Origin of the sequence: Micromonospora rubida (assembly GCF_009908295.1) — a bacterium.
Taxonomy (GTDB): domain Bacteria; phylum Actinomycetota; class Actinomycetes; order Mycobacteriales; family Micromonosporaceae; genus Micromonospora; species Micromonospora rubida.
Window position 1 is genome coordinate 515,256 of the sequence record NZ_JAAALO010000004.1, and the last position, 19,511, is coordinate 534,766.

Genomic DNA, 19,511 nt, shown 5'->3' on the forward strand with positions numbered 1-19,511 from the left:
TCGGACCGATCAGCCCGATCAGCCCGGTCGGGGTGAGCGGTCAGGCCGCGGTGACGTCGGAGACGACGACGGTGACGTTGTCCGGGGCACCGGCCTGGTGGGCGAGCTTCACGAGCTGCTCGCCGCAGTGCTGACGGTCGCCGTACATGGCCAGGGCGGCGGCGATCGACCCGTCGTCCACGTAGTCCGACAGGCCGTCGCTGCACAGCAGCAGCCGGTCGCCCGCGAAGACGGTGAGCGCGCCGACCGCCGGGGGCGCGTCCGCGCCCTGCACGGCCCGGGTCACCAGCGAGCGCTGCGGGTGGTGCCGGGCCTGGGCCGGGGAGAGCGCGCCCTGGTCGACCAGCGTCTGGACGAAGGTGTCGTCCCGGGTGAGCTGGGTCAACTCGTTGCCCCGCAGCAGGTAGCAGCGGGAGTCCCCGACCTGGGCGAGGACCAGCACGTCCCCGGCGAGCAGGCCGGCCGTGAGGGTGGTGCCCATGCCCTCGCGGGCCGGGTCGACGGAGATGGCGGCCCGGATGCGCCGGTTGGCGGTGCTCACCACGGACCGTAGCGCCTCGGTTGCCCCGTCGGTGGTGGTCGGCGGGTTCAGCTCGTCGAGGATCCGGATGACGATCTCGCTCGCCACCTCGCCGGCCGGCAGGCCACCCATGCCGTCGGCGACGGCGACCAGACGGTCACCGGCGAGGGCGGAGTCCTCGTTGTTGGTCCGCACCAGGCCGACATCGTTGAGGATTGCCGAGCGGAGGATCAGTTTCATACGACAAGCTTGCCAAGAAGACCCTGCCGCCGTCTCTACGCACTACTGCGTAGGGTGAAAAGAATGATGCCGGTCTCCATGGTCGGGCGTGCCGGTGAGCGTGCCGAGCTCGACCGGGCGTGGTCCACACTGACGCGCGGTGGCCGGCCCGGCCCTGCGGTCGCGGTGCTCACCGGCGCGGCGGGCGTCGGCAAGAGTCTGCTGGTGGCGGCAGCCCTGGACGGCTTCGCGCCACGCCCGGCGGTGGTGCTCAGCGGTGTCGCGCGGGTGCACAGCCCGGCCCCGTACGACTGGCTCGCGGCGGCGCTCAGCGGGCGGGACACCAGCCGCCTCGACCTGCCGCCCGACGCGCTCGCCTGGCTCGCCCAGCAGCCCACCGCCCCACGCGAACGGTACGCCCCGGGCACGCTGCTGCGGCTGGCCGTGCGTACGGTCCGGCTGCTGGTCGGCGCCGGCCCTGCGGTGCTGGTGGTGGAGGACCTGCACGCCCTCGACCCGGCCAGCCTGAACCTGGTCGGCGAGCTGGCCACCGCGCCCGACCTGCCGGCGCTGCTGCTGGTGGCGAGCCGGCCTGCGGCGGACGCGGTCGCGCCGGACCTCGCCGCCCGCGTCCTGTCCCGGTTCTGCGGCGTACGCGGCGCCGTCCGTCAGCACCTCGGCCCGCTCGGCCCGGCCGAGGTCGCCGAGGTGCTGATTCAGGTGTACGAGGGGACGCGCCCGTCCCGTCGGCTGGTGACCGCTGTGTGGCGGCGCACCGGCGGCAATCCGTACGTGCTGATGGAGTTGCTTGCCGCGCACTCCGGCCAACGGCCGGACGCCCTGCTGCGCCGGCCGCTGCCGGAGTACCGGGGCACCCCCGCGCCGCGCACCGCGTCCCCGCCCGACGCGGCGTCCCCGCCCGCTGCCGCGCCTCCACCCGGCGCTGTGTTCCCGCCCGCTGCCGCGTTTCCGCACTCTGCCGCGCTTCCGCCCGGTGCCGAGCTGACCGGCCGGGAGGTCGAGGTGCTCGCCTGCCTGGTCGCGGGGATGTCCAACAAGCAGGCCGCCCGGGAACTGGGGATCTCGGTGCGGACGGTGACCGTGCACGTGTCCAACCTGCTGCGCAAGACCGGGTCGGCGTCGCGCACCGAGGCGGCGCTCTGGGCCGTCCGGCACCGGCTCCCGGCCCGGCAGGCCTGACCTCGGCCTAGGGCCTGTGCCGAGGTCATCGGCGCAGCCGCCCTTTGGTGGCGACGATGTGCGCGGGTGACGTCGGGGTGCAGGGCGGTCTGTCGTGGCGTGATCGTCTGCTGATTTGTGAGACGACACGCCGGGCGGGTTCTCCGAAATCAGCAGACGATCGTGAAGTCCGCCCCCTACCCCAAGGGCGGGGCGGGGGTGGGAACGTCTCCGCCGATGTCGTCGCCGACCGGCGGGCAACCCCGCCGCGCTCCCTTTGCGCTGCTGCCCCCGGCGCAACGCTCGCGGAGCGTGACGGTTCTGCCGACCCCTCGTGCTGGCACCCGACGCGAAGTGGCTGCGGGAAGTGGCTGCGTGTAGTGGCTGCGCGACGCTGGTGCTGGTGCTGGTGCTGGTGCTGGTGCTGGTGCACGGTGGCTAGGCGGCTGGGCGGCGGTGCTGGGCGGCGGCGGTGCTGGTGTTGCGGTGGCGGCAGCAGCGCAAAGGGGCGAGGTGGCATTACCCGCCCGGCACCCCGGCCGCCCGGCACCCCGGCAACCCCGGCACCCCGGCACCCCGGCACCCCCGGCCGCTCGGACGGCGGGCCCGCTGCCCCACCTCACCCGCCCACCCACAACGGCCAGGGGCGGGCCGAAGGTGCGGGCGGGGTGGCCGCAGGGCCGGAGCGGCGGGCGGTCAGCGGCGGGGGTAGCGCAGCAGGAGGCTCGCCGACACCTCCTCGTCGCCGACCGCCGCGTAGCTGTGCGGCACGTCGGAGGTCCAGCGCAGGTGGCCGCCGACGCCGGCGGTCAGCGGGGCGTCCACCGGCCCGGCGCGGAGCACTCCGGCGAAGACCGTGACGTGCTCGGTGACCCCCGGCTGGTGCGCGGGCGAGAGCTGGCCGGGCCCGGGGGCGACGCCCATCCGGTACAGCTCGTACGTCGCGTCGGTGTCGGTGAAGACCTCCAGCAGGGTGCCGCTGACCGCCGCGCCCCGGACCGTCGGGGTCGCCGCCGGCCCGGCGAGTACGGCGGTCAGCGGCACCCCGAGCTGGGCGGTGATCGCGTAGAGCGTCTCCAACGTGGGGTTGCGGGTGCCGTTCTCCAGGCCGGAGAGCGTGGCCTTCCCGACCCCGGCCAGCCGGGCCAGGGTGGACAGCGACATCCCCCGCTCCTCGCGCAGGGCGCGCACCCGGCGGCCCACCGTCTCGGCGCCGGTGTCGGCGCCCCTTCCCCGTGCTGGTGCTGGCGGTTCCACCCCGCTATCGTGCTACACGCTCCGTTCCGTAAACGGAACGCCGGAGGGGGAGACGTGTCTGGCCTGCTGCAACCCGTGCTCGCCGGGCTGGTGACCGCGCTCGTGGGCTTCGCCAGCTCGTTCACCGTGGTGCTCGCCGGGCTGCGCGCCGTCGGGGCCGACGAGAGCCAGGCCGCCTCGGGGCTGCTCGCGGTCAGCGTCGCGTCCGGTGTCTGCGCGGTGTGGCTGGGGCTGCGGCACCGGCTGCCGATGGCGATCGCCTGGTCGACCCCCGGCGCGGCGCTGCTGGCGGCCACCGGTCCGGTCCCCGGGGGCTGGCCGGCGGCGGTCGGCGCGTTCATCGTGTGCGGGGTGCTGATCGTCGCCGCCGGGCTCTTCCCGGCGTTGGGTCGGGCGGTGGCCGCCATCCCCGGCCCGATCGCCAGCGCGATGCTGGCCGGGGTGCTCCTGCCGCTGTGCACCGCGCCGGTCCGCGCCTTGGTCGAGGTGCCGGCACTGGCCGCGCCGGTGGTCCTCACCTGGCTGCTCCTGCACCGGTTCGCCCGCCGCTGGGCGGTGCCCGCCGCGCTGGTGGTGGCTGCGGTCGCCATCGCGCTGACCGCCCCGGGCGGGATCGGCGCGCACGGGCTGAAGCCGGTGTTCACCCTCACCACGCCCGAGTGGACGGTCCCGGCGGTGGTCGGGCTGGCACTCCCGCTCTTCCTGGTCACCATGGCCGCCCAGAACGTCCCCGGGATGGCGGTGCTGCGCGGCTTCGGCTATCGGCCGCCGTTCGGCGCTGCGCTGCGCGTCACCGGCCTGGCCAGCGCCCTCGGTGCCCCGGTCGGCGGGCACGCGGTCAACCTGGCCGCGATCACCGCCGCGCTGGCCGCCGGACCGGACGCCCATCCGGACCCGGAGCGTCGCTGGGTCGCCTCGGTCACCGCCGGGGCGGGGATGGCCCTGCTCGGCCTCGGCGCGGGCGTCGCCACCGCCCTGGTGCTGCTCTCCCCGCCGGTGCTGATCGAGGCGGTGGCCGGGCTCGCGTTGCTCGCCGCGCTGGCCGGTGCGGTGTCGGCGGCGGTCGCCGACCCGCAGGCGCGGGAGGCCGCCGTGGTGACCTTCGTGGTGACCGCCTCGGGCGTGAGCCTGTTCGGCGTCGGCGGCGCGTTCTGGGGGCTGCTCGCCGGCTGGCTGATGCTGCTCCTCTTCCGCCGCCGCCCGACCCCGGACGCCCCGACCCCGCCCGTCCCGGCCTCGGACGCCCCGACTCCGCCCGTCCCGACCTCGGCCGGCCGGGCGGGCGAATAGGCCGATCGCAGCGCGCGGGCGTGCTCGGGGCTGGCTTATTCCTCTGCGGGGAGGCTCGTGGCGGGGACGTCGAGGCGTACCCGGCCGTCGGTGACGCCGGCGATCTGGTCGGCCAGCACGTAGACGGCGCCGGTCGGGGCGAGGTCGGTGGAGACCTTCAGGTAGCCGGTACGCAGCAGGCGGGCGGCCAGGTCGGCCGGCACGTCCGGCTCCTCGACCGCCGCCGACTCGATCAACTCGTCCAGGCTGCCGCCGGGGTCTGCGGCGGACGCCTGCACGGTCACCGCGTTCGGGTCGCCCCGCTGGACGAGGTCCACGGTGCCGACCTCCGCTCCGCTCACGTCGACCACCGGCATTCCGGTGGTGACGCGGGAGATGGTCGCCTGCTGATCGGTGCCCTGCTGCTTCATCCTGGCGCGGTTCCCGAGTCGCCCGCCGGCTAAACGCCGCCCCGGTCAGGGGCGGGCGTCGGTCGTCGGCTGCCACGCTCCCGGCGGGCGGGGGGACAGCTCGCGCCAGCCGTCGGCCCCGGCGAGCAGCGCACGGACGGTCTCCTCCGCCTCCTCGACGCTCGGGTACTCGTAGAACTGGGAGACGCCCTCGGCGCCGCCGGCCCGCTGCTCGACGTGCCACCGGTCGCCGTTCACCCGGAGGAAGACGTCCCGCCGCGCCAGCCGCCCCCATTTGCCGTTCCACCAGTGCTTCCGCTGCTCCATGACGGGACTCTATCGAACATGTGTACGAAGCAGGCCGGCCCCCACGGGAATCCCGTGAGGGCCGATGTGCTTGCCGGCGGACCGGCGCGGGGCCGTGGCTCGGCGCCGATCAGGGTCTCAGCGTCGATCAGAGGGCTCAGCGTGGGGTCAGGGGCTCAGCGCGGGGCCGGGGGCTCCGTGCGGCGGCCGAGCACGTCGTCCAGGGCGCCCCGCTGCTGGCCAGGGGTGGCGTGGCCGGCGGCGACCAGCGCGTCCCGGATCTCGGTGAGCAGCTTGACTTCCTCGCTGGGGGCCGACGGCGGCGGCTCCTCGCCGCGCTTGCGCCGCTCGGCGAGCCTGTTCATCGGGTAGACGACCAGGAAGTACAGCGCCGCCGCGGTGAGCACGAAGGTGATCGCCGCGTTGACGAACGCCACCCAGTCGAACGGGATGTCCCGGAACTTCGGCGTCGAACCGCTGAGGCCCTTCGGGTTGCCGGTGATCAGGACGATCAGGACCCGGACCAGTGGTTCGAGGAACGACTTGGTGAGCTGGGTGACCACGCCCGTGAACGCGGCGCCGATGACGACGCCGACCGCGAGGTCGACGACGTTCCCGCGCATGATGAAGTCTTTGAAACCCTTGAGCATCCGTACTCCCGTGGTGTCCGGTTTACCGTCCGGGGCAACCTATGCCCCCGGGGAGGGCTCCAGAAAAGCACCGGCCTCCCGGGCTGCTGAGCCGGGGTCGCCGTCGCGGATCGCGTCCACGAGCCGGGCGTGGTCGACGTACCGCTCGGGCTCCAGCGCGTCGCCCATCGCCTGGGTGATCGTGCTGCGCAGCGCCGCGCCGACCGAGGCGTACAGCTCGGCGAGCATGGCGTTGTGCGCGGCGGCGACCACCGCCGTGTGCAGCGCCGCGTCGGCCTCGACGAACTCGCCGACCCGGCCCGCGCGCCAGGCGGCCTCCCGGGCGGCGAGCGCGCCGTCGAGGGCGGCCAGGTCCTCCGGGGTACGCCGCAGCGCGGCGAGCCGGGCGGCCTCCACCTCGAAGGCCCGGCGCACCTCGACCACCTCGGCCATCCGGTCGTCGGTGAGCCGACGGGCCACCACCGGGGCCAGCTCGTCGGTCGACACCACGTACGTGCCGGAGCCCTGACGGCACTCCAGCACGCCGCCGTGCACCAGGGCGCGGACCGCCTCGCGGACGGTGTTGCGCCCCACCCCGAGCGCGGCGACGAGCTGCGGTTCGGTCGGGATGCGCCCGCCCACCGGCCACTCCCCGCCGAGGATGCGGGACCGGAGCTGCTCGATCGTCTGTCGGACCCGGTGGCCCCGGGGCGGCACGGACACGGAATTCACCGGCGGTGTCACTGGTTACATCACCCGTCCGAAATTCATCCCATGATTGTAGGTTGAAGGCCATGACCCCGCCACCGACCGCCACCGAGGACCCCGTCACCGTGCCCGACCGGCCCAGCCCGACCGCCGACGTGACCCCGGCACCCGACGCCGCAACGGCACCGGTCCCGAAGCGGCGGCCGGCCACCGGCGGGGCGCTGGTGCTGGTCGGCATGCTGCTGGTCGCGCTCAACCTGCGCGCCGCCGTGACCAGCCTCGGCGCACTGCTCGACGAGATCCGCACCGGCCTCGGGCTCTCCGGGACGATGGCCGGGTTCGTCACCACCCTGCCGACGATCGCGTTCGCCGGCCTCGGCGCGCTGACCCCGTGGCTGGTCCGCCGGTTCGCCCCGGCCCGGGTGCTGGTGGTCGCCATGCTGGCCCTGGCCGTCGGGCAGGTGCTTCGGGTGGTCACCGACTCGGCGCTGATCTTCGTGGCCACCAGCGCGCTCGCGCTCGCCGGCATCGCGGTGGCGAACATCCTGCTGCCCATGCTGGTCAAGCAGCACTTCGCGCACCGCACCGGGCTGGTCACCGGGGCGTACACGATGGCGTTGACGGTGGGCACGACGGTGGCCGCCGCCTCGGCCGTGCCGATCGCGCACGCCTTCGGCTCCTGGCGGGCCGGGCTCGGCGTCTGGGCCGCGCTGGCCGCGGTGGCCGTACTCCCGTGGGTGCCCCTGGCGCTGCGGGCCCGCGCCGCGCGCCGGGCCGGGACCCCGACGGTGGCCGCCACCACGCCCGCCCGGGTCCAGCCGGCGCGGACCCGGCTCGGCTGGGCGATGGCGGTCTACTTCGGGGCGCAGTCGCTGAGCGGGTACGCGATCATGGGCTGGCTGGCCCAGCTCTTCCGGGACGCCGACTTCGCGCCGGAGACGGCCGGGCTGCTGCTGGCCGGGGTGACCGCGCTCGGTGTGCCGGTCGCGCTGCTGATGCCGGCGCTCGCCGGCCGGCTGCGGACGCTGCGCCCGCTCGTGCTCGGGCTGACCGCGTTCTCCACGGCGGCCTACCTGGGGCTGGCGCTCGCGCCGCACGACGCCGCGCTGCTCTGGGTCGCCCTGCTCGCCCTCGGCCAGGGCGCGTTCCCGCTGATCCTGACCACCATCGGGCTGCGCGCCCGCACGGCCGAGGGGACGGTGGCGCTGTCCGCCTTCGCGCAGAGCACCGGGTACGTGATCGCCGCGCTCGGCCCGCTGCTGGTCGGCATTCTTTACGAGGCGACCGGCGGGTGGACCGCGCCGATCGGGTTCCTGCTCGCCGCCCTGGCCGTGCAGACGGTCGCGGGCCTGGCGATCGCTCGTCCCCGGTTCATCGAGGACGAGCGCTGAGAGGGTGGGTCAGGAGGAAGCCGGCGTGGGGTCGCCCGCGACGGCCTGCTCGACCGTCGGGTAGGTGTGCAGCACCTCGACCAGCCCGCTGACCTCCAGGATGCGCAGCACCCCGCGCTGCGGGGCGGCCAGCCGGACCACGCCGCCGGCCTCGTCGCAGCCGTTCTTGGCGCGCACGAACACGGACAGCCCGGTCGAGTCGCAGAACGAGACGTCGGCCAGGTCGAAGACGAGGCGGCTGCGACCCTTATCGAGCAGGTCCGTGATCTGGTCCTGGAGCTGCGGTGCCGTCGCCATGTCCAGCTCTCCCGCGACCGACACGACGACAACGTCGTCGTGCTGTTCCGTGTGCACCGTCAAGGACATTCAGACCTCCTGTGGTCGGTGAAACCGTATCCCACGTTCGGGGCCCGCCGCTGAACGGAGGCGGCAGCCGTGTCCGTGATCATTTCTTTGTCCTGTGGCAACTAGTTGCTGGGTACCCGATGGTAGAGTCCGGCCGGTCCAGGTCAGAGGGAGGATGCCGTGGCATTGAACGCGGAAGAAAGCGGTCGGCTGGCCGGTTTGCTGAGCGAGCATGCCGAGCGGGTCACACAGCGCTGGACGGAGATCGCCACCGGTTCGCTGCGCGGCCGACTCAGTCAGGCCGAGCTGCGCCGCCAGGTGCAGGAGCTGCACCGTAGCATGGTGGAAGCGGGGCGAAACGGCGTATTCGATCTTGAGTCGGAGTCGGCCGGTGAGCTGCGCGCCGTGCTCGCCGAGCTGTCCAGGGGCCGGGCCCGGCAGGGGTTCACCGCCACCGAGACGGCGGTCAGCGTGTACGCCGTCAAGGACGTCCTGCTGGAGCTGATGGAGGCCGACGGGGGCGACGCCAGCCTCCGCGACTACGTGGCCTTCTCCTCCCTGGTCGACCAGATGGGGCTGTTCACCTTCGAGAGCTTCGTCCGCACCCGGGAGGGCCTGATCGCGGACCAGGCCGAGCAGCTCCTCGAACTCTCCACCCCGGTCGTCAAGATCTGGGAGGGCGTGGTGGCCGTGCCGCTGGTCGGCACGCTCGACTCGGCCCGGGCCCAGGTGGTGATGGAGCGGCTGCTCCAGACGCTGGTCGACACCGGCTCGCCGTACGCGATCATCGACATCACCGGCGTGCCGGCGGTGGACACCCAGGTCGCCCAGCACATCCTCAAGACGGTGGTGGCCGCCCGGCTGATGGGCGCAGACTGCATCATCTCCGGCATCCGCCCGCAGATCGCCCAGACCATCGTCGCGCTCGGCATCGAGTTCGGCGACATCGCCACGAAGGCCAGCCTGGCCGACGCGCTGCGCCACGTACTGCGGCTGAGCGGGGCGGCGAACGCGCGCCGGCCTCCGCGCCGGGAGTCCTGATGGAGCGAGTGCCGGTCCTGAAGATCGGTGACATCCTGCTCGTGTCGATCCAGCTCGACATGTCCGACCAGACGGCGATCCAGCTCCAGGATGACCTGGCCGAGCGGATCGTCGCCACCGGCTGCCACGGCGTGATCATCGACATCACGGCGCTGGACATCGTCGACTCGTTCGTCGGCCGGATGCTGTCCACCATCGCCTCGATCTCCAAGGTGCTCGACGCCGAGACGGTGGTGGTCGGGATGCGTCCCGCCGTCGCCATCACCCTGGTCGAGCTGGGCCTGTCGTTGAACGGCATCCGTACCGCCCTGAACGTCGAGCGCGGCATGGAACTGATCGCGGCGACCCGGCCTGACGACCAGGGGTACGACGTCGACGACGAGGCGGACGACGAGACGACGGCCACGACATGACCGCCGGCATCGACCTGGGCCACCCGCAGGCGCAGGCGATCCAGAGCGACCAGGACGTGGTGCGGGTCCGCCAACTGATCCGGACGGTGGCGGTGGCGGCTCGGCTCTCCCTGGTCGACCAGACCAAGCTGGTCACGGCGGCCAGCGAACTGGCGCGCAACACCCTGATCTACGGCGGGGGTGGCGAGGCCGAGGTGACCACCGTGGACAACGGCCTGCGGCGCGGCGTGCGGATCGTCTTCGCCGACGACGGCCCCGGAATCGTCGACCTGGGCCTCGCCCTCACCGACGGCTACACCACCGGTGGCGGTCTCGGCCTCGGCCTGAGTGGCGCCCGCCGACTGGTCGACGAGTTCGACATCGTCACCGGGGCGGGTCAGGGGACCCGGATCACGGTCACCAAGTGGTCCCGATGATCTTCGAAGCCGTGTCCGACCACGGGTTGTGGTTCCGGGTCGAGAGCGGCAGCGCGGCCAGTGCGGTCCGGCGGGCCGCCGAGCGGTTGGGCCAGCAGCTCGATATCGGTGAGGGCCGCAGGGCCGACCTGGCGATCGTCGCCGCCGAGCTGACCAGCAACCTGGTCAAGCACGCCGAGGACGGGGTGCTGCTGCTGCGCCCGGTGCGCCGGGGCGGGCAGGCCGGCGTGGAGCTGGTCGCCATCGACTCCGGGCCCGGCATGGCCGACCTGACCGTGTCCTCCCGGGACGGGCACTCCACCGCCGGGACCCTCGGCATCGGTCTCGGTGCCATCATGCGTCAGACCGACTGGTTCGACGGCTACTCCCGGCCCGGCAAGGGCACTGTCCTGGCCGTGCAGGTCTGGCCGCGCGGGCCCCTCCCGGAGCTGTCCTGGGTGGGCGCGCTCACCCGGCCGCTCACCGGCGAGTCGGTCAGCGGCGACGGGTACGCCGTCCGGATCGTCGAGGGGCGGCACCAGGTGCTGACCTGCGACGGCCTCGGCCACGGGCCGCTGGCGGCGGCGGCCACCGACGCGGCGCTGGCCGCGTTCTGGGCCGCCCCGGCCGGGGCGCCGGCGGCGGTGGTGCAGCACCTGCACCGGTCGATGTCGCACACCCGGGGCGCGGCGCTGGCCGTCGCCGAGCTGGACAGGGACGCCGGGCTGCTGCGGTTCGCCGGGCTCGGCAACATCTCCGCCTCGGTGGTGGCCGAGGGTGAACGGCGACGAGGGCTGGTCTCCCTGCCCGGGATCGCCGGCCACCAGCGACCCGTCATCCGCGAGTACGACTATCCCTTCCCGGCCGGAGCGTCGCTGGTGATGCACAGCGACGGGGTGGTGGACCGCTGGCAGCTCGACGACTATCCCGGGCTGCTCGGCAGCAGTCCGCTCGTGATGGCCGCGACCCTGCTGCGCGACGCGGGACTGCGCCGGGACGACGCCTGCGTCCTGGTCGCCCGGGCGGCGTGGTGACCGGGCCGACCGCCGGTGCGCCGCTGCTCCAAATGGCGCTGCGGGTCGAACACGACATCTTCGTGGTCCGGCAGCGCGGCCGGGAGGTGGCCGCGGCGGTCGGCCTGGAGCACCAGGACCAGATCCGGCTCGCCACCGCCCTCAGCGAGGTGGCCCGGGATTTGCTGCACACCGTCGGCGGTGCGGACGTCACCTTCGCCGTCGACCTCGACGAGCAGGGCCCACAGCGGGTGCGGGTGGACCTGGCCCCGGTGCGCCCGCTGCCCGACGGCCGGTACGAGCCGCACTCCGGCGCGGTGGCGCGACTGGTGGACATGTTGAGCGTGGTGGACCGCGAGGGCGATACGGTCGTGAGGATGTCCCGACGTGTCCCCGCAAATGCGCAGGCGCTGACCCCGGAGCGACTTGTCGAGCTGCGCACCCAACTCGGCAGCAGCGCTCCCGGCAGCGCCCTGGACGAGCTCGCCTCGCAGAACGAGCAGCTCATCGCCGCCCTGGACGAGGTGCGCAGCCAGCGCGACGAGCTGGCCGTGCTCAACGAGGAACTCCAGGAGACCAACCATGGCGTGATGGCCCTGTACAACCAGCTCAGCGAGGAGCTGGAGGAGACCAACCGGGGCGTGGTCGCGCTCTACGCCGAGCTGGACGAGAAGTCCGTCCAGCTCCGTTCGGCCAGCGAGTCGAAGAGCCGGTTCCTGGCCAACGTCAGCCACGAGCTGCGCGCCCCGGTGACCGCGGTCATCGGGCTGAGCCGGCTGCTGGCCGACTCCGCGTCCGACCCGCTGACGGCGGAGCAGGCCCAGCAGGTCGGGCTGATCCGGTCCTCGGCCACTGACCTGCTCGCCCTGGTCAACGAGCTGCTCGACCTGGCCAAGGCCGAGTCCGGGCGGCTGGAGCCGAACTGGGCCGAGGTGGACCTGCGGGCGGTCTTCGGCCAGTTGCGCGGCACCCTGCGCGCGCTGTCCAACAGGACGGATGTCGAGCTGGTGGTGGAGGAACCGCCCCCACCGGGGATGGTCCGCTCCGACGAGGTGCTGCTCGCCCAGGTGCTGCGCAACCTGCTGCACAACGGGCTCAAGTTCACCGAGCGGGGCGAGGTCCGGCTGCGGGCGGAGCTCCGCGACGAGTGGTGGCGGCTGTCGGTTGCCGACACCGGTGCCGGCATCGCCCCGGAGCTGCATGAGCGGATCTTCGAGGAGTTCTATCAGGTGCCCGGGAGCACCCGGATCGGCGGCACCGGCCTCGGCCTGCCGTACGCCCGCCGGGTGGTGCGCCTGCTCGGCGGCACCCTGGAGATGACCAGCGAGCCGGGTCGGGGCAGCACGTTCACCGTCACCCTGCCGGTCGGCAGAGGGTGACTGTGGAGGGCGGCCCGGCGACCGTGCTGGTGGTCGACGACAGCCGCACGAAGCGGTACCTGCTGGTGAGCTGGCTCAGCCGGGCCGGCTTCGCGACGCTGGAGGCGGAGACCGGCGGGGAGGCGTTGGCCCGGGTCGGGGTGGACCAGATCGACCTGGTCGTGCTCGACGTCCGGCTGCCCGACCTGATGGGGTTCGACGTCTGCGAACGGATCAAGAAGGCCCATCCGGCGATGCCGGTGATCCACGTATCGGCGCACGCCGTCGACGTGGCGGACCGGGCCCAGGGCCTGACCCGGGGCGCGGACGCCTACCTGGCCGAGCCGATCGAGCCGGAGGAGCTGGTCGCCACCGCCCACGCGGTGCTGCGCTACTACCGGGCCCGGCAGCGCGCCGAGCTGCTCGCCGAGCGACTCACCGGGCTGGCCGAGACGACCGTGGCGGTGCACGCCGCGCCGAACTTCCCCCGGCTGCTGAAGGCGGCGGCGGCCGGTGCCGCCCGGATCTTCAAGGGCCCGGCGGTGGTGGTGGCGGAGACCTTCGACGGTGACTGCATCGCCGGGGTCTGCGTCGGCCCGGGAGACGAGCCCCGGATCGTGCCGTGGGTCGTCGACGACACCGGGGTGCCGACCGGCTCCACGGTGTGGGTGGACGACCCCGGCAACTGGGGGCTGGCCGACTGGCCCGACGGAGACCGGGTGACCGTGGGCGCGGCGAAGCTGCGCGAGGACCGGGCACCGCTCTACGTGGTGGTGCCGACGAGCACTCAGACCGCCGGGACGCCGGTGCTGGTGCAGGTCGCCCAGGCGGTGGCGGCGGCGGTGGAGGCGCAGCGCTCCTTCGACGAGGAGCACCGCATCGCGGTCACCCTGCAACGCAGCCTGCTGCCCCGCCGGATCCCGGAGATCGCCGGGCTCGACCTCGCCGTCCGGTACGAGCCGGCCAGCGTGCAGACCGAGGTGGGCGGCGACTTCTACGAGCTGGTGATGCTGGACGGCCACCTGCTGATGGCGATCGGCGACGTCGCCGGGCACTCCCTGCACGCCGCGACGGTGATGGCGGAGCTGCGGCACGCGGTACGCGCGTACGCGGTCGAGGGGCACCAGCCGGGCGCGATCCTGCACCGGGTCAACGAGCTGATGCTGACGCTGCTGCCCAACGAGCTGGCCACCATCTGCCTGCTGATGCTGGAACCGAACTCCGGCCAGGTCCGGCTGGCCAGCGCCGGCCACCTGCCGGCGCTGATCAACCTGAACGGCACGGTGGAGTACGTCCAGCACTCGGCCCCGCTGCTCGGCGTCCGCGCAAAGCGCCCCGACGACCTGGAGTTCGTGCTGCCGGCCGGGGCGACGCTGGTGCTCTACACCGACGGCCTCATCGAGCGGCGGGACACCACGATCGACGAAGGGCTGGCCGCCCTGGCCGGCTGCGCCGAGGTGGTGGACGCCGACCTGGACGCGTTCTGCCAGCGGCTGCTGGTCGAGCTTGCCCCCACCGAGATCAGCGACGACGTCGCCGTGGTCGCCCTCCGCCGCCGGCCGCCTGGCGGGCCTTCCTCATCGGACTGACGCCGGCCGGCTGAGCGACCGGGCGTACGCGGTCGGGGAGATCCCGATGGCGGCGGTGAACTCGCGGACCAGGTGGGCCTGGTCGGCGTAGCCGAGGTCGGCGGCGAGGGTCGCCCAGTCCACCGGCCCACCGGCGGCCTGCTCGATCGCCTCCTGGACCCGGTACCGGCGGATCACCCACTTCGGGCCGACGCCCACCTGGTCGAGGAAGAGCCGTTGCAGCCTCCGGGTGGTGGTCCCGTGCCGCCGGGCCAGGTCGTCGACCCGCAGCACGCCCCGGTCGACGCGGATCTCCTCGGCCAGCGCCATCGCCTCCGCCGTCGACGGGTCGGGGTGCGGGTCCCAGGCGAGCAGGAGGTCGTCCAGGGTGGCGCAGCGTTCGTCGTCCGTACCGGCGCAGGGTCGCCGGCCCGCGACGACGCCGGCGGCGAGCGGGCGGCGCACGCCGGTCAGCTCGGCGACCGGCCGCCGCCAGAACGGCCGGAACCCGCCCGGCCGGAACTGCACCCCGCTGACCCCGCCGGTGCCGGTCAGGGTGATCCGGAACAGCGTCCGCCCGACGCCGGCCACCTCGGCGGTCTCCCGACCGTCGCCGCCGCCGTGCTGGAACACCACGTTGACCGCCGGGTGCGGGAGCACCCGCTGCTCGAACGGCTCCGCCAGCTCCCAGTCGATCAGCCAGTAGAGCTCGACGTACGGGCGCAGCGCGGCGGCGGGCAGCCGGCGGCGGAAGCGGACGTCGCGCAGCAGCCGGCCAGGGTCGAGGATGCCCCGGCTGTCCCCGCGCGGCTGCTGTCGCATTTCTTCAAGACCACCCTCATACGCTGCCCCTATGGCCACGAAGACTAGTGAACTGCTGTCCGAAGCCGCGCCGCGCGCCGTCGCGGTGGTCCGGGCGCTCCATGACGACCAGCTCGACCTGCCGACCCCGTGCGCGGACTACTCCGTCCGGGACCTCATGAACCACCTGTACCAGGTGGTGGTCAACTTCCAGGAGTTGGCAGCCAAGCGGCCGGCGAACTGGGACAAGACCGACTACCTGACCGACGGCTGGCGGGACCGGTTCGCGGCCGAGACCGAGCGGCTGATCGGGGCGTGGGCGGACCCGGCCGCGCTGGAGGGTGTCTCGCCCGGGATGGGGCTGCCCCCGGAGACCGTCGGGGAGATGGGGCTGATCGACCTCACGGTGCACGCCTGGGACCTGGCCCGGGCCACCGGCCAGCCGTTCGACGCCGCGCCGGACGTGCCCGCCGTCCTGCACGCGTTCATGGACCGGATGGGCGACACGGGCCAGCAGATGGGTGCCTTCGCCGCCCCGGTCGCCGCCCCGGTCGCCGCCCCGCCGGACGCCTCCCCGCTCGACCGCGCCCTGGCCCGCATGGGCCGCCACCCCGCCTGGTCCCCACGCTGACCCACCACTCCCGCCCACCGAAGCCCGCCCACCGAAGCCCGCCCACTTTCACGGAAAGAGTGGCTATTTCCCGTTGGAAAGCCACTCTTTCCGTGAAAGTGCGAGCACGTTTCGGCCCGCGGTGGGGGACGGGCACCGGGGTGGGGGGAGGGGGGAGGGGGGAGGGGGGAGGGGGGTTGACTGGGCTATTCGCTCGGTGAATAGTTATTGGGGTGTCGACTCCGCATGTGCTGCTTGGCCTGTTGGCGCAGGGGAGCAGACACGGTTATGAGCTGAAGCGGGCCCATGACCAGCGGCTGCCCCGGGCCCGGCCGCTGGCGTTCGGGCAGGTCTACGCCACGCTCGGCCGGTTGCAGCGGGACGGGCTGGTCGCGCCCGCCGGCCAGGACCGCGACGGCGGGCCGGACCGCACGACGTACGCGCTCACCGGCGCCGGCCGCGACGCCCTGGACCTGTGGCTCGCTGAGGTCGAACCGCCCCTGCCATACGTCACCAGCACGCTCTTCACCAAGGTGCTGGTGGCGTTGCTGGTCGCCGACGCCGGGCGGGCGAGGGAATACCTGGTCGCCCAGCGCCGGGCGCACACCGCTCGGCTGCGTGAGCTGACCGCAGTCAAGACGGACCCCTCGGCCACCCTCGACGACGTCGTCGCGGCCGACTTCGCCATCGCCCACCTCGACGCCGACCTGAGGTGGTTGCACACCACCCTGGAGCGGGTCGCCGACTGGCACCGGGAGGTGCACTCGTGACGGAACTCCAAGCTCGCGGCGTGGTGAAGGCGTACGGCCCGACACCCGCGCTGCGCGGGATCACCCTCGACGTGGCCGAGGGGGAGATCGTCGCGGTCACCGGCCCGAGCGGCTGCGGCAAGTCCACCCTGCTGCACTGCCTGGCCGGCATCCTCCGTCCGGACGCCGGCCAGGTCACCTGGCGGGGCGAACGGATCGACACCTGGTCCGAGGCGGCCCGGTCGAAGCTGCGGCGCACCGAGTTCGGGGTGCTCTTCCAGTTCGGCCAGCTCGTGCCCGAGCTGACCGCCGCGGAGAACGTCGCCCTCCCGCTCCTCCTCGCCGGCACGGGGCGGCGAGCGGGGCGGACGGTGGCGATGACCTGGCTGGACCGGTTGGGCGTGGCGGACCTGGCCGACACCCGGCCCGGCGAGATGTCCGGCGGGCAGCAGCAGCGCTGCGCGTTGGCCCGGGCGCTGGTCACCGAGCCCCGGGTGCTCTTCGCCGACGAGCCGACCGGCGCGCTGGACACGCTGGCCGGCGAGCAGATGCTCGGCCATCTCGTCCGACTGTCCCGGGAGCAGCGCACGTCGGTCGTGCTGGTCACCCACGAGCCCCGCATCGCCGGGTACGCCGACCGCGAGGTGATGCTCCGCGACGGGGCTGTCGACGGCACGGGTCTGGGGGTCGACGTTCCGTCGCCAGGCGGCCCGGGCCGGTCGTCGGGTGGACTCGGCCTGCTGGTCGGCGACGCGGGGGCCGGCTCGGTGCCGGACGGGCAGCGGTGAAGCCCGGCACCCTGGTCCGGCTCGCCCTCGCCGGCACCCGGACCGACACGGTACGGGTGGTGCTGACCGCGCTCAGCGCCGCGCTGGCCACCCTCGCCGGGCTGGCGGCGCTGACCGTGCTGGCCATCCCGACGCCGCTGCGCACCGACGGCAACTTGGCCCGCTGGTCCCTCCAGTACGCCAACGCGCTGCTGCGGGAGCCGGGGCTGCGCGGCGGGACGGCCTTCGCGCTGCTGCTGCTCGCCGTCCCGGTGCTGGCGCTGGCCGGGCAGTGCGCCCGGCTCGGTGCCCCCGCCCGGGACCGCCGGCTGGCCGCCCTGCGACTGGCCGGGGCCACCCCCGGTCAGGTGACCCAGCTCGCCGTGCTGGAGACCGGGGTGGCCAGCCTGTTCGGCACAGTCGCCGGCCTGGTGGCCTTCCTGGCGGCCCGCGGGCTGCTCGACCGGCCCGACGCGCACGGCCAGCTCGCCCTCCCCACCGACGTGCTTCCGTCGCCGGTCGCGCTGGCGGCGGTGGTGCTCGGCCTGCCCGCCGTCGCGGCGGCGGGCACCGCGCTGCTGCTGCGCCGGGTCGCCACCACGCCGTTCGGGGTGGTCCGCCGCGCCGGTCGGGACCGTGCGCCACGCCCCTTGTTCGCGCTGCTCATCCTGGTCGGCCTGGCCGCGTTCGCCGCCTATCCTCCGGTGAGCTCCTGGTACAACCGCCGGGACCTGGAACCGCCGGTGCTGCTCCTGCCGGGGCTGCTCGTCGTCGGCGGGCTCGCCGCCCTGGTCGGGTCGGTGCTCGCCTCCGCCTGGTTCTCGTACACCGCCGGCCGGCTGCTGCACCGCCTCGCCCGGCGGCCGGCGGCGCTGTTGGCCGCCCGCCGGCTCACCGCCGACCCGTGGGCCGGCAGCCGCACCTTCGCCGCGCTGCTGGCCGCCGTGCTGTTCGGCGGTGGCGCGGCCGGCATGCGGGCCAATGCCCAGGCCAGGTACGACATCGAGCGGGCCGAGCGCCGGCTGATCGGGGACTTCACCGACCCGGACCCGTTCTACCTCCAGACCATCGGCCTGGTCGACCTCGCCGTCGCGATCGCCGTGGCCATCGCGGCCGGCGGGTTGCTGGTCGCGCTCGTCGAGGGGATCGTGGCCCGCCGTCGGGCGTACGCGGCGCTGGTCGCCCAGGGCGTCCCCCGGGGTGTGCTGGGTCGGTCGATCGCCTGGCAGGCGCTCGCCCCGGCGGTGCCGGCGGTGCTGCTCGCCCTGACCGTGGGGCTGCTGCTCGGCCGGCGCCTCTCGGGTCCGGTGCGCACCGGCGTCGTCGGCGGCCAGGTGTGCGAGGCGACCGCCGAACTCTGCGCCGACCCGGCCACCCGGGAGCGGTACCTGCGCACGATCGGCCAGCCGGAGCGGTACTTCATGCCCGACGTACCGCTGGAGCACCTGGCCCTGTTCGGGGCCGGCGCGCTGGCCGCGGTGTCCCTCACGGTCCTGGTCGGTTTGCTCTTTCTGCGCGTCAGCACGACGGTGGAGGAACTGCGGGCGACCTGACGGGTGCGCCGGTGCCGAGCGGCCGGTGCACAGCCTCGTCGGCGGCGGCAGGATGGCGGGATGGACCTCGTGACGCTCGACGACATCCGGGTTGCCGCCGCCGACATCGCCCCGACCGTCCTCCGCACGCCGCTGCTGCGCGCCCCGTGGGACGACGCGCTGTGGCTGAAGCCGGAGAGCCTGCAACCGGTCGGCTCGTTCAAGCTGCGCGGCGCGACCCACGCGGTCGCCCGCCTCGATTCGGCCGGGCGGGGCCGGGGCGTGGTCACCCACTCGTCCGGCAACCACGGCCAGGCCCTCGCGTACGCGGCGCGGGCGGCCGGCGTGCCGTGCACGGTGGTGGTGCCGGAGGGCGCCCCGGAGGTGAAGATCGCCCGGATGCGGGCGTTCGGGGCGACGGTGCTGCTCGTTCCGCCGGCCCAGCGGCTGGCCGAGGCGCAGCGGATCGCCGCCGGGTCCGGGGCGGCGCTGGTGCCGCCCTTCGACGACCGGCGGATCATCGCCGGCCAGGGCACCGTCGGCACGGAGATCGTCGACGACCTGCCCGACGTGGACGTGGTGCTGGTGCCGGTCGGCGGGGGCGGCCTCGCCTCCGGGGTCGCCACGGCGCTGCGGGCGCTGCGCCCGTCGACCGCCGTGATCGGCGTCGAGCCGGAACTCGCCGCCGACGCCCGGGAGTCGCTCGCCGCCGGCCGGGTGGTGCCCTGGGACGTCGAGCTGACCTACCGCACCTGCGCGGACGGGCTGCGCACCAACCTGTCCGAGCTGACCCTGGCCCACCTGCGGGACCGCCTCGACGGCATCGTCACCGTGACCGAGGCGGAGATCCGGGCGGCGGCCGCCCGGCTGATCAACGAGGCCCGGCTGGTGGTCGAGCCGAGCGGGGCGGTGGCGACGGCCGCCCGGCTGTTTCGCTTCGGCGAGCTGCCGGCGGGCCGTACCGTCGCGGTGGTGACCGGCGGCAACGTCGATCCGGCCCTGCTCGCCGACCTGGTCACCGCCCCCTGACG

Annotated in this window: 22 protein-coding genes; 14 read left to right on the forward strand and 8 right to left on the reverse strand. The window is 74.2% G+C overall.

The features are described 5' to 3' along the window. Positions 1–40: 40 nt before the first annotated feature. Complete coding sequence (locus tag GVV04_RS16835; RefSeq protein ID WP_161688973.1) at positions 41–760, reverse strand: PP2C family protein-serine/threonine phosphatase; 720 nt, start codon at positions 758–760, stop codon at positions 41–43. 63 nt (positions 761–823) lie between these two features. Here GVV04_RS16835 and GVV04_RS16840 point away from each other — a divergent pair, with 63 nt between their 5' ends. Next, the gene (locus GVV04_RS16840) at positions 824–1,939 is read left to right on the forward strand and encodes a response regulator transcription factor (protein ID WP_161688974.1); all 1,116 of its coding nucleotides are present in this window, start codon (positions 824–826) and stop codon (positions 1,937–1,939) included. 675 nt (positions 1,940–2,614) lie between these two features. Here GVV04_RS16840 and GVV04_RS16845 read toward each other — a convergent pair. After that, positions 2,615–3,082 (reverse strand): helix-turn-helix domain-containing protein, encoded by a 468-nt coding sequence (locus GVV04_RS16845; protein WP_161689426.1) that lies wholly within the window; start codon positions 3,080–3,082, stop codon positions 2,615–2,617. Positions 3,083–3,229: 147 nt separating this feature from the next. Here GVV04_RS16845 and GVV04_RS16850 point away from each other — a divergent pair, with 147 nt between their 5' ends. Next, positions 3,230–4,465: a benzoate/H(+) symporter BenE family transporter gene (locus tag GVV04_RS16850; protein WP_161688975.1), complete on the forward strand. Its 1,236-nt coding sequence runs from the start codon at positions 3,230–3,232 to the stop codon at positions 4,463–4,465. 35 nt (positions 4,466–4,500) lie between these two features. Here GVV04_RS16850 and GVV04_RS16855 read toward each other — a convergent pair whose 3' ends face one another. The 4 genes from GVV04_RS16855 to GVV04_RS16870 all read right to left on the reverse strand — a co-directional run bounded on the left by GVV04_RS16855 (position 4,501) and on the right by GVV04_RS16870 (position 6,533). Beyond that, a complete protein-coding gene (locus GVV04_RS16855; protein WP_161688976.1) occupies positions 4,501–4,875 on the reverse strand; it encodes a hypothetical protein in 375 nt (124 codons plus the stop codon). Between the two features lie 45 nt (positions 4,876–4,920). Then, the gene (locus GVV04_RS16860) at positions 4,921–5,181 is read right to left on the reverse strand and encodes a hypothetical protein (RefSeq protein WP_161688977.1); all 261 of its coding nucleotides are present in this window, start codon (positions 5,179–5,181) and stop codon (positions 4,921–4,923) included. Positions 5,182–5,336: 155 nt separating this feature from the next. Then, the gene (gene mscL, locus GVV04_RS16865) at positions 5,337–5,810 is read right to left on the reverse strand and encodes a large conductance mechanosensitive channel protein MscL (RefSeq protein WP_161688978.1); all 474 of its coding nucleotides are present in this window, start codon (positions 5,808–5,810) and stop codon (positions 5,337–5,339) included. A 39-nt stretch (positions 5,811–5,849) separates the two neighbouring features. After that, on the reverse strand, positions 5,850–6,533 hold the full coding sequence (locus GVV04_RS16870; RefSeq protein ID WP_161688979.1) for a FadR/GntR family transcriptional regulator: 684 nt from the start codon (positions 6,531–6,533) through the stop codon (positions 5,850–5,852). Positions 6,534–6,583: 50 nt separating this feature from the next. Between GVV04_RS16870 and GVV04_RS16875 the strand changes: the two genes are divergently transcribed. Next, a complete protein-coding gene (locus tag GVV04_RS16875; RefSeq protein ID WP_161688980.1) occupies positions 6,584–7,888 on the forward strand; it encodes a CynX/NimT family MFS transporter in 1,305 nt (434 codons plus the stop codon). A gap of 9 nt (positions 7,889–7,897) precedes the next feature. Here GVV04_RS16875 and GVV04_RS16880 read toward each other — a convergent pair whose 3' ends face one another. Further along, positions 7,898–8,254 carry an STAS domain-containing protein gene (locus GVV04_RS16880; protein ID WP_161688981.1) on the reverse strand — a complete coding sequence of 119 codons (357 nt, stop codon included), beginning with the start codon at positions 8,252–8,254 and terminating at the stop codon, positions 7,898–7,900. A gap of 159 nt (positions 8,255–8,413) precedes the next feature. Here GVV04_RS16880 and GVV04_RS16885 point away from each other — a divergent pair, with 159 nt between their 5' ends. The 6 genes from GVV04_RS16885 to GVV04_RS16910 are packed head-to-tail and all read left to right on the forward strand — an operon-like array spanning position 8,414 to position 14,042. Next, positions 8,414–9,274, forward strand: coding sequence for an STAS domain-containing protein (locus GVV04_RS16885; protein ID WP_161688982.1), 861 nt, complete (start codon positions 8,414–8,416; stop codon positions 9,272–9,274). After that, positions 9,274–9,687 carry an STAS domain-containing protein gene (locus GVV04_RS16890; RefSeq protein WP_161688983.1) on the forward strand — a complete coding sequence of 138 codons (414 nt, stop codon included), beginning with the start codon at positions 9,274–9,276 and terminating at the stop codon, positions 9,685–9,687. Before GVV04_RS16885 ends, GVV04_RS16890 begins: the two co-directional genes overlap by 1 nt. After that, positions 9,684–10,103: an ATP-binding protein gene (locus GVV04_RS16895; RefSeq protein WP_161688984.1), complete on the forward strand. Its 420-nt coding sequence runs from the start codon at positions 9,684–9,686 to the stop codon at positions 10,101–10,103. Before GVV04_RS16890 ends, GVV04_RS16895 begins: the two co-directional genes overlap by 4 nt. After that, entirely contained in the window at positions 10,100–11,116 is a 1,017-nt protein-coding gene (locus tag GVV04_RS16900; protein WP_161688985.1) for a SpoIIE family protein phosphatase, read from the forward strand. Before GVV04_RS16895 ends, GVV04_RS16900 begins: the two co-directional genes overlap by 4 nt. Before the next feature lie 32 nt (positions 11,117–11,148). Continuing rightward, entirely contained in the window at positions 11,149–12,474 is a 1,326-nt protein-coding gene (locus GVV04_RS16905; RefSeq protein ID WP_161689427.1) for an ATP-binding protein, read from the forward strand. A 2-nt stretch (positions 12,475–12,476) separates the two neighbouring features. After that, the gene (locus tag GVV04_RS16910; RefSeq protein ID WP_161689428.1) at positions 12,477–14,042 is read left to right on the forward strand and encodes a SpoIIE family protein phosphatase; all 1,566 of its coding nucleotides are present in this window, start codon (positions 12,477–12,479) and stop codon (positions 14,040–14,042) included. On the opposite strand, the gene GVV04_RS16915 is transcribed toward GVV04_RS16910, so the two are convergent. After that, positions 14,031–14,843 carry a helix-turn-helix domain-containing protein gene (locus GVV04_RS16915; RefSeq protein ID WP_161688986.1) on the reverse strand — a complete coding sequence of 271 codons (813 nt, stop codon included), beginning with the start codon at positions 14,841–14,843 and terminating at the stop codon, positions 14,031–14,033. The genes GVV04_RS16910 and GVV04_RS16915 overlap by 12 nt on opposite strands. A gap of 31 nt (positions 14,844–14,874) precedes the next feature. Between GVV04_RS16915 and GVV04_RS16920 the strand changes: the two genes are divergently transcribed. The 5 genes from GVV04_RS16920 (at position 14,875) to GVV04_RS16940 (ending at position 19,509) form a co-directional block, all read left to right on the forward strand. Then, complete coding sequence (locus GVV04_RS16920) at positions 14,875–15,453, forward strand: TIGR03086 family metal-binding protein (RefSeq protein ID WP_161688987.1); 579 nt, start codon at positions 14,875–14,877, stop codon at positions 15,451–15,453. Between the two features lie 212 nt (positions 15,454–15,665). Further along, entirely contained in the window at positions 15,666–16,202 is a 537-nt protein-coding gene (locus GVV04_RS16925; RefSeq protein ID WP_161688988.1) for a PadR family transcriptional regulator, read from the forward strand. Beyond that, complete coding sequence (locus GVV04_RS16930) at positions 16,199–16,969, forward strand: ABC transporter ATP-binding protein (RefSeq protein ID WP_161688989.1); 771 nt, start codon at positions 16,199–16,201, stop codon at positions 16,967–16,969. Before GVV04_RS16925 ends, GVV04_RS16930 begins: the two co-directional genes overlap by 4 nt. After that, positions 16,966–18,501, forward strand: coding sequence for an ABC transporter permease (locus tag GVV04_RS16935; RefSeq protein ID WP_161688990.1), 1,536 nt, complete (start codon positions 16,966–16,968; stop codon positions 18,499–18,501). Before GVV04_RS16930 ends, GVV04_RS16935 begins: the two co-directional genes overlap by 4 nt. Positions 18,502–18,561: 60 nt before the next feature. After that, complete coding sequence (locus GVV04_RS16940) at positions 18,562–19,509, forward strand: threonine ammonia-lyase (RefSeq protein WP_161688991.1); 948 nt, start codon at positions 18,562–18,564, stop codon at positions 19,507–19,509. Positions 19,510–19,511 lie beyond the last annotated feature (2 nt).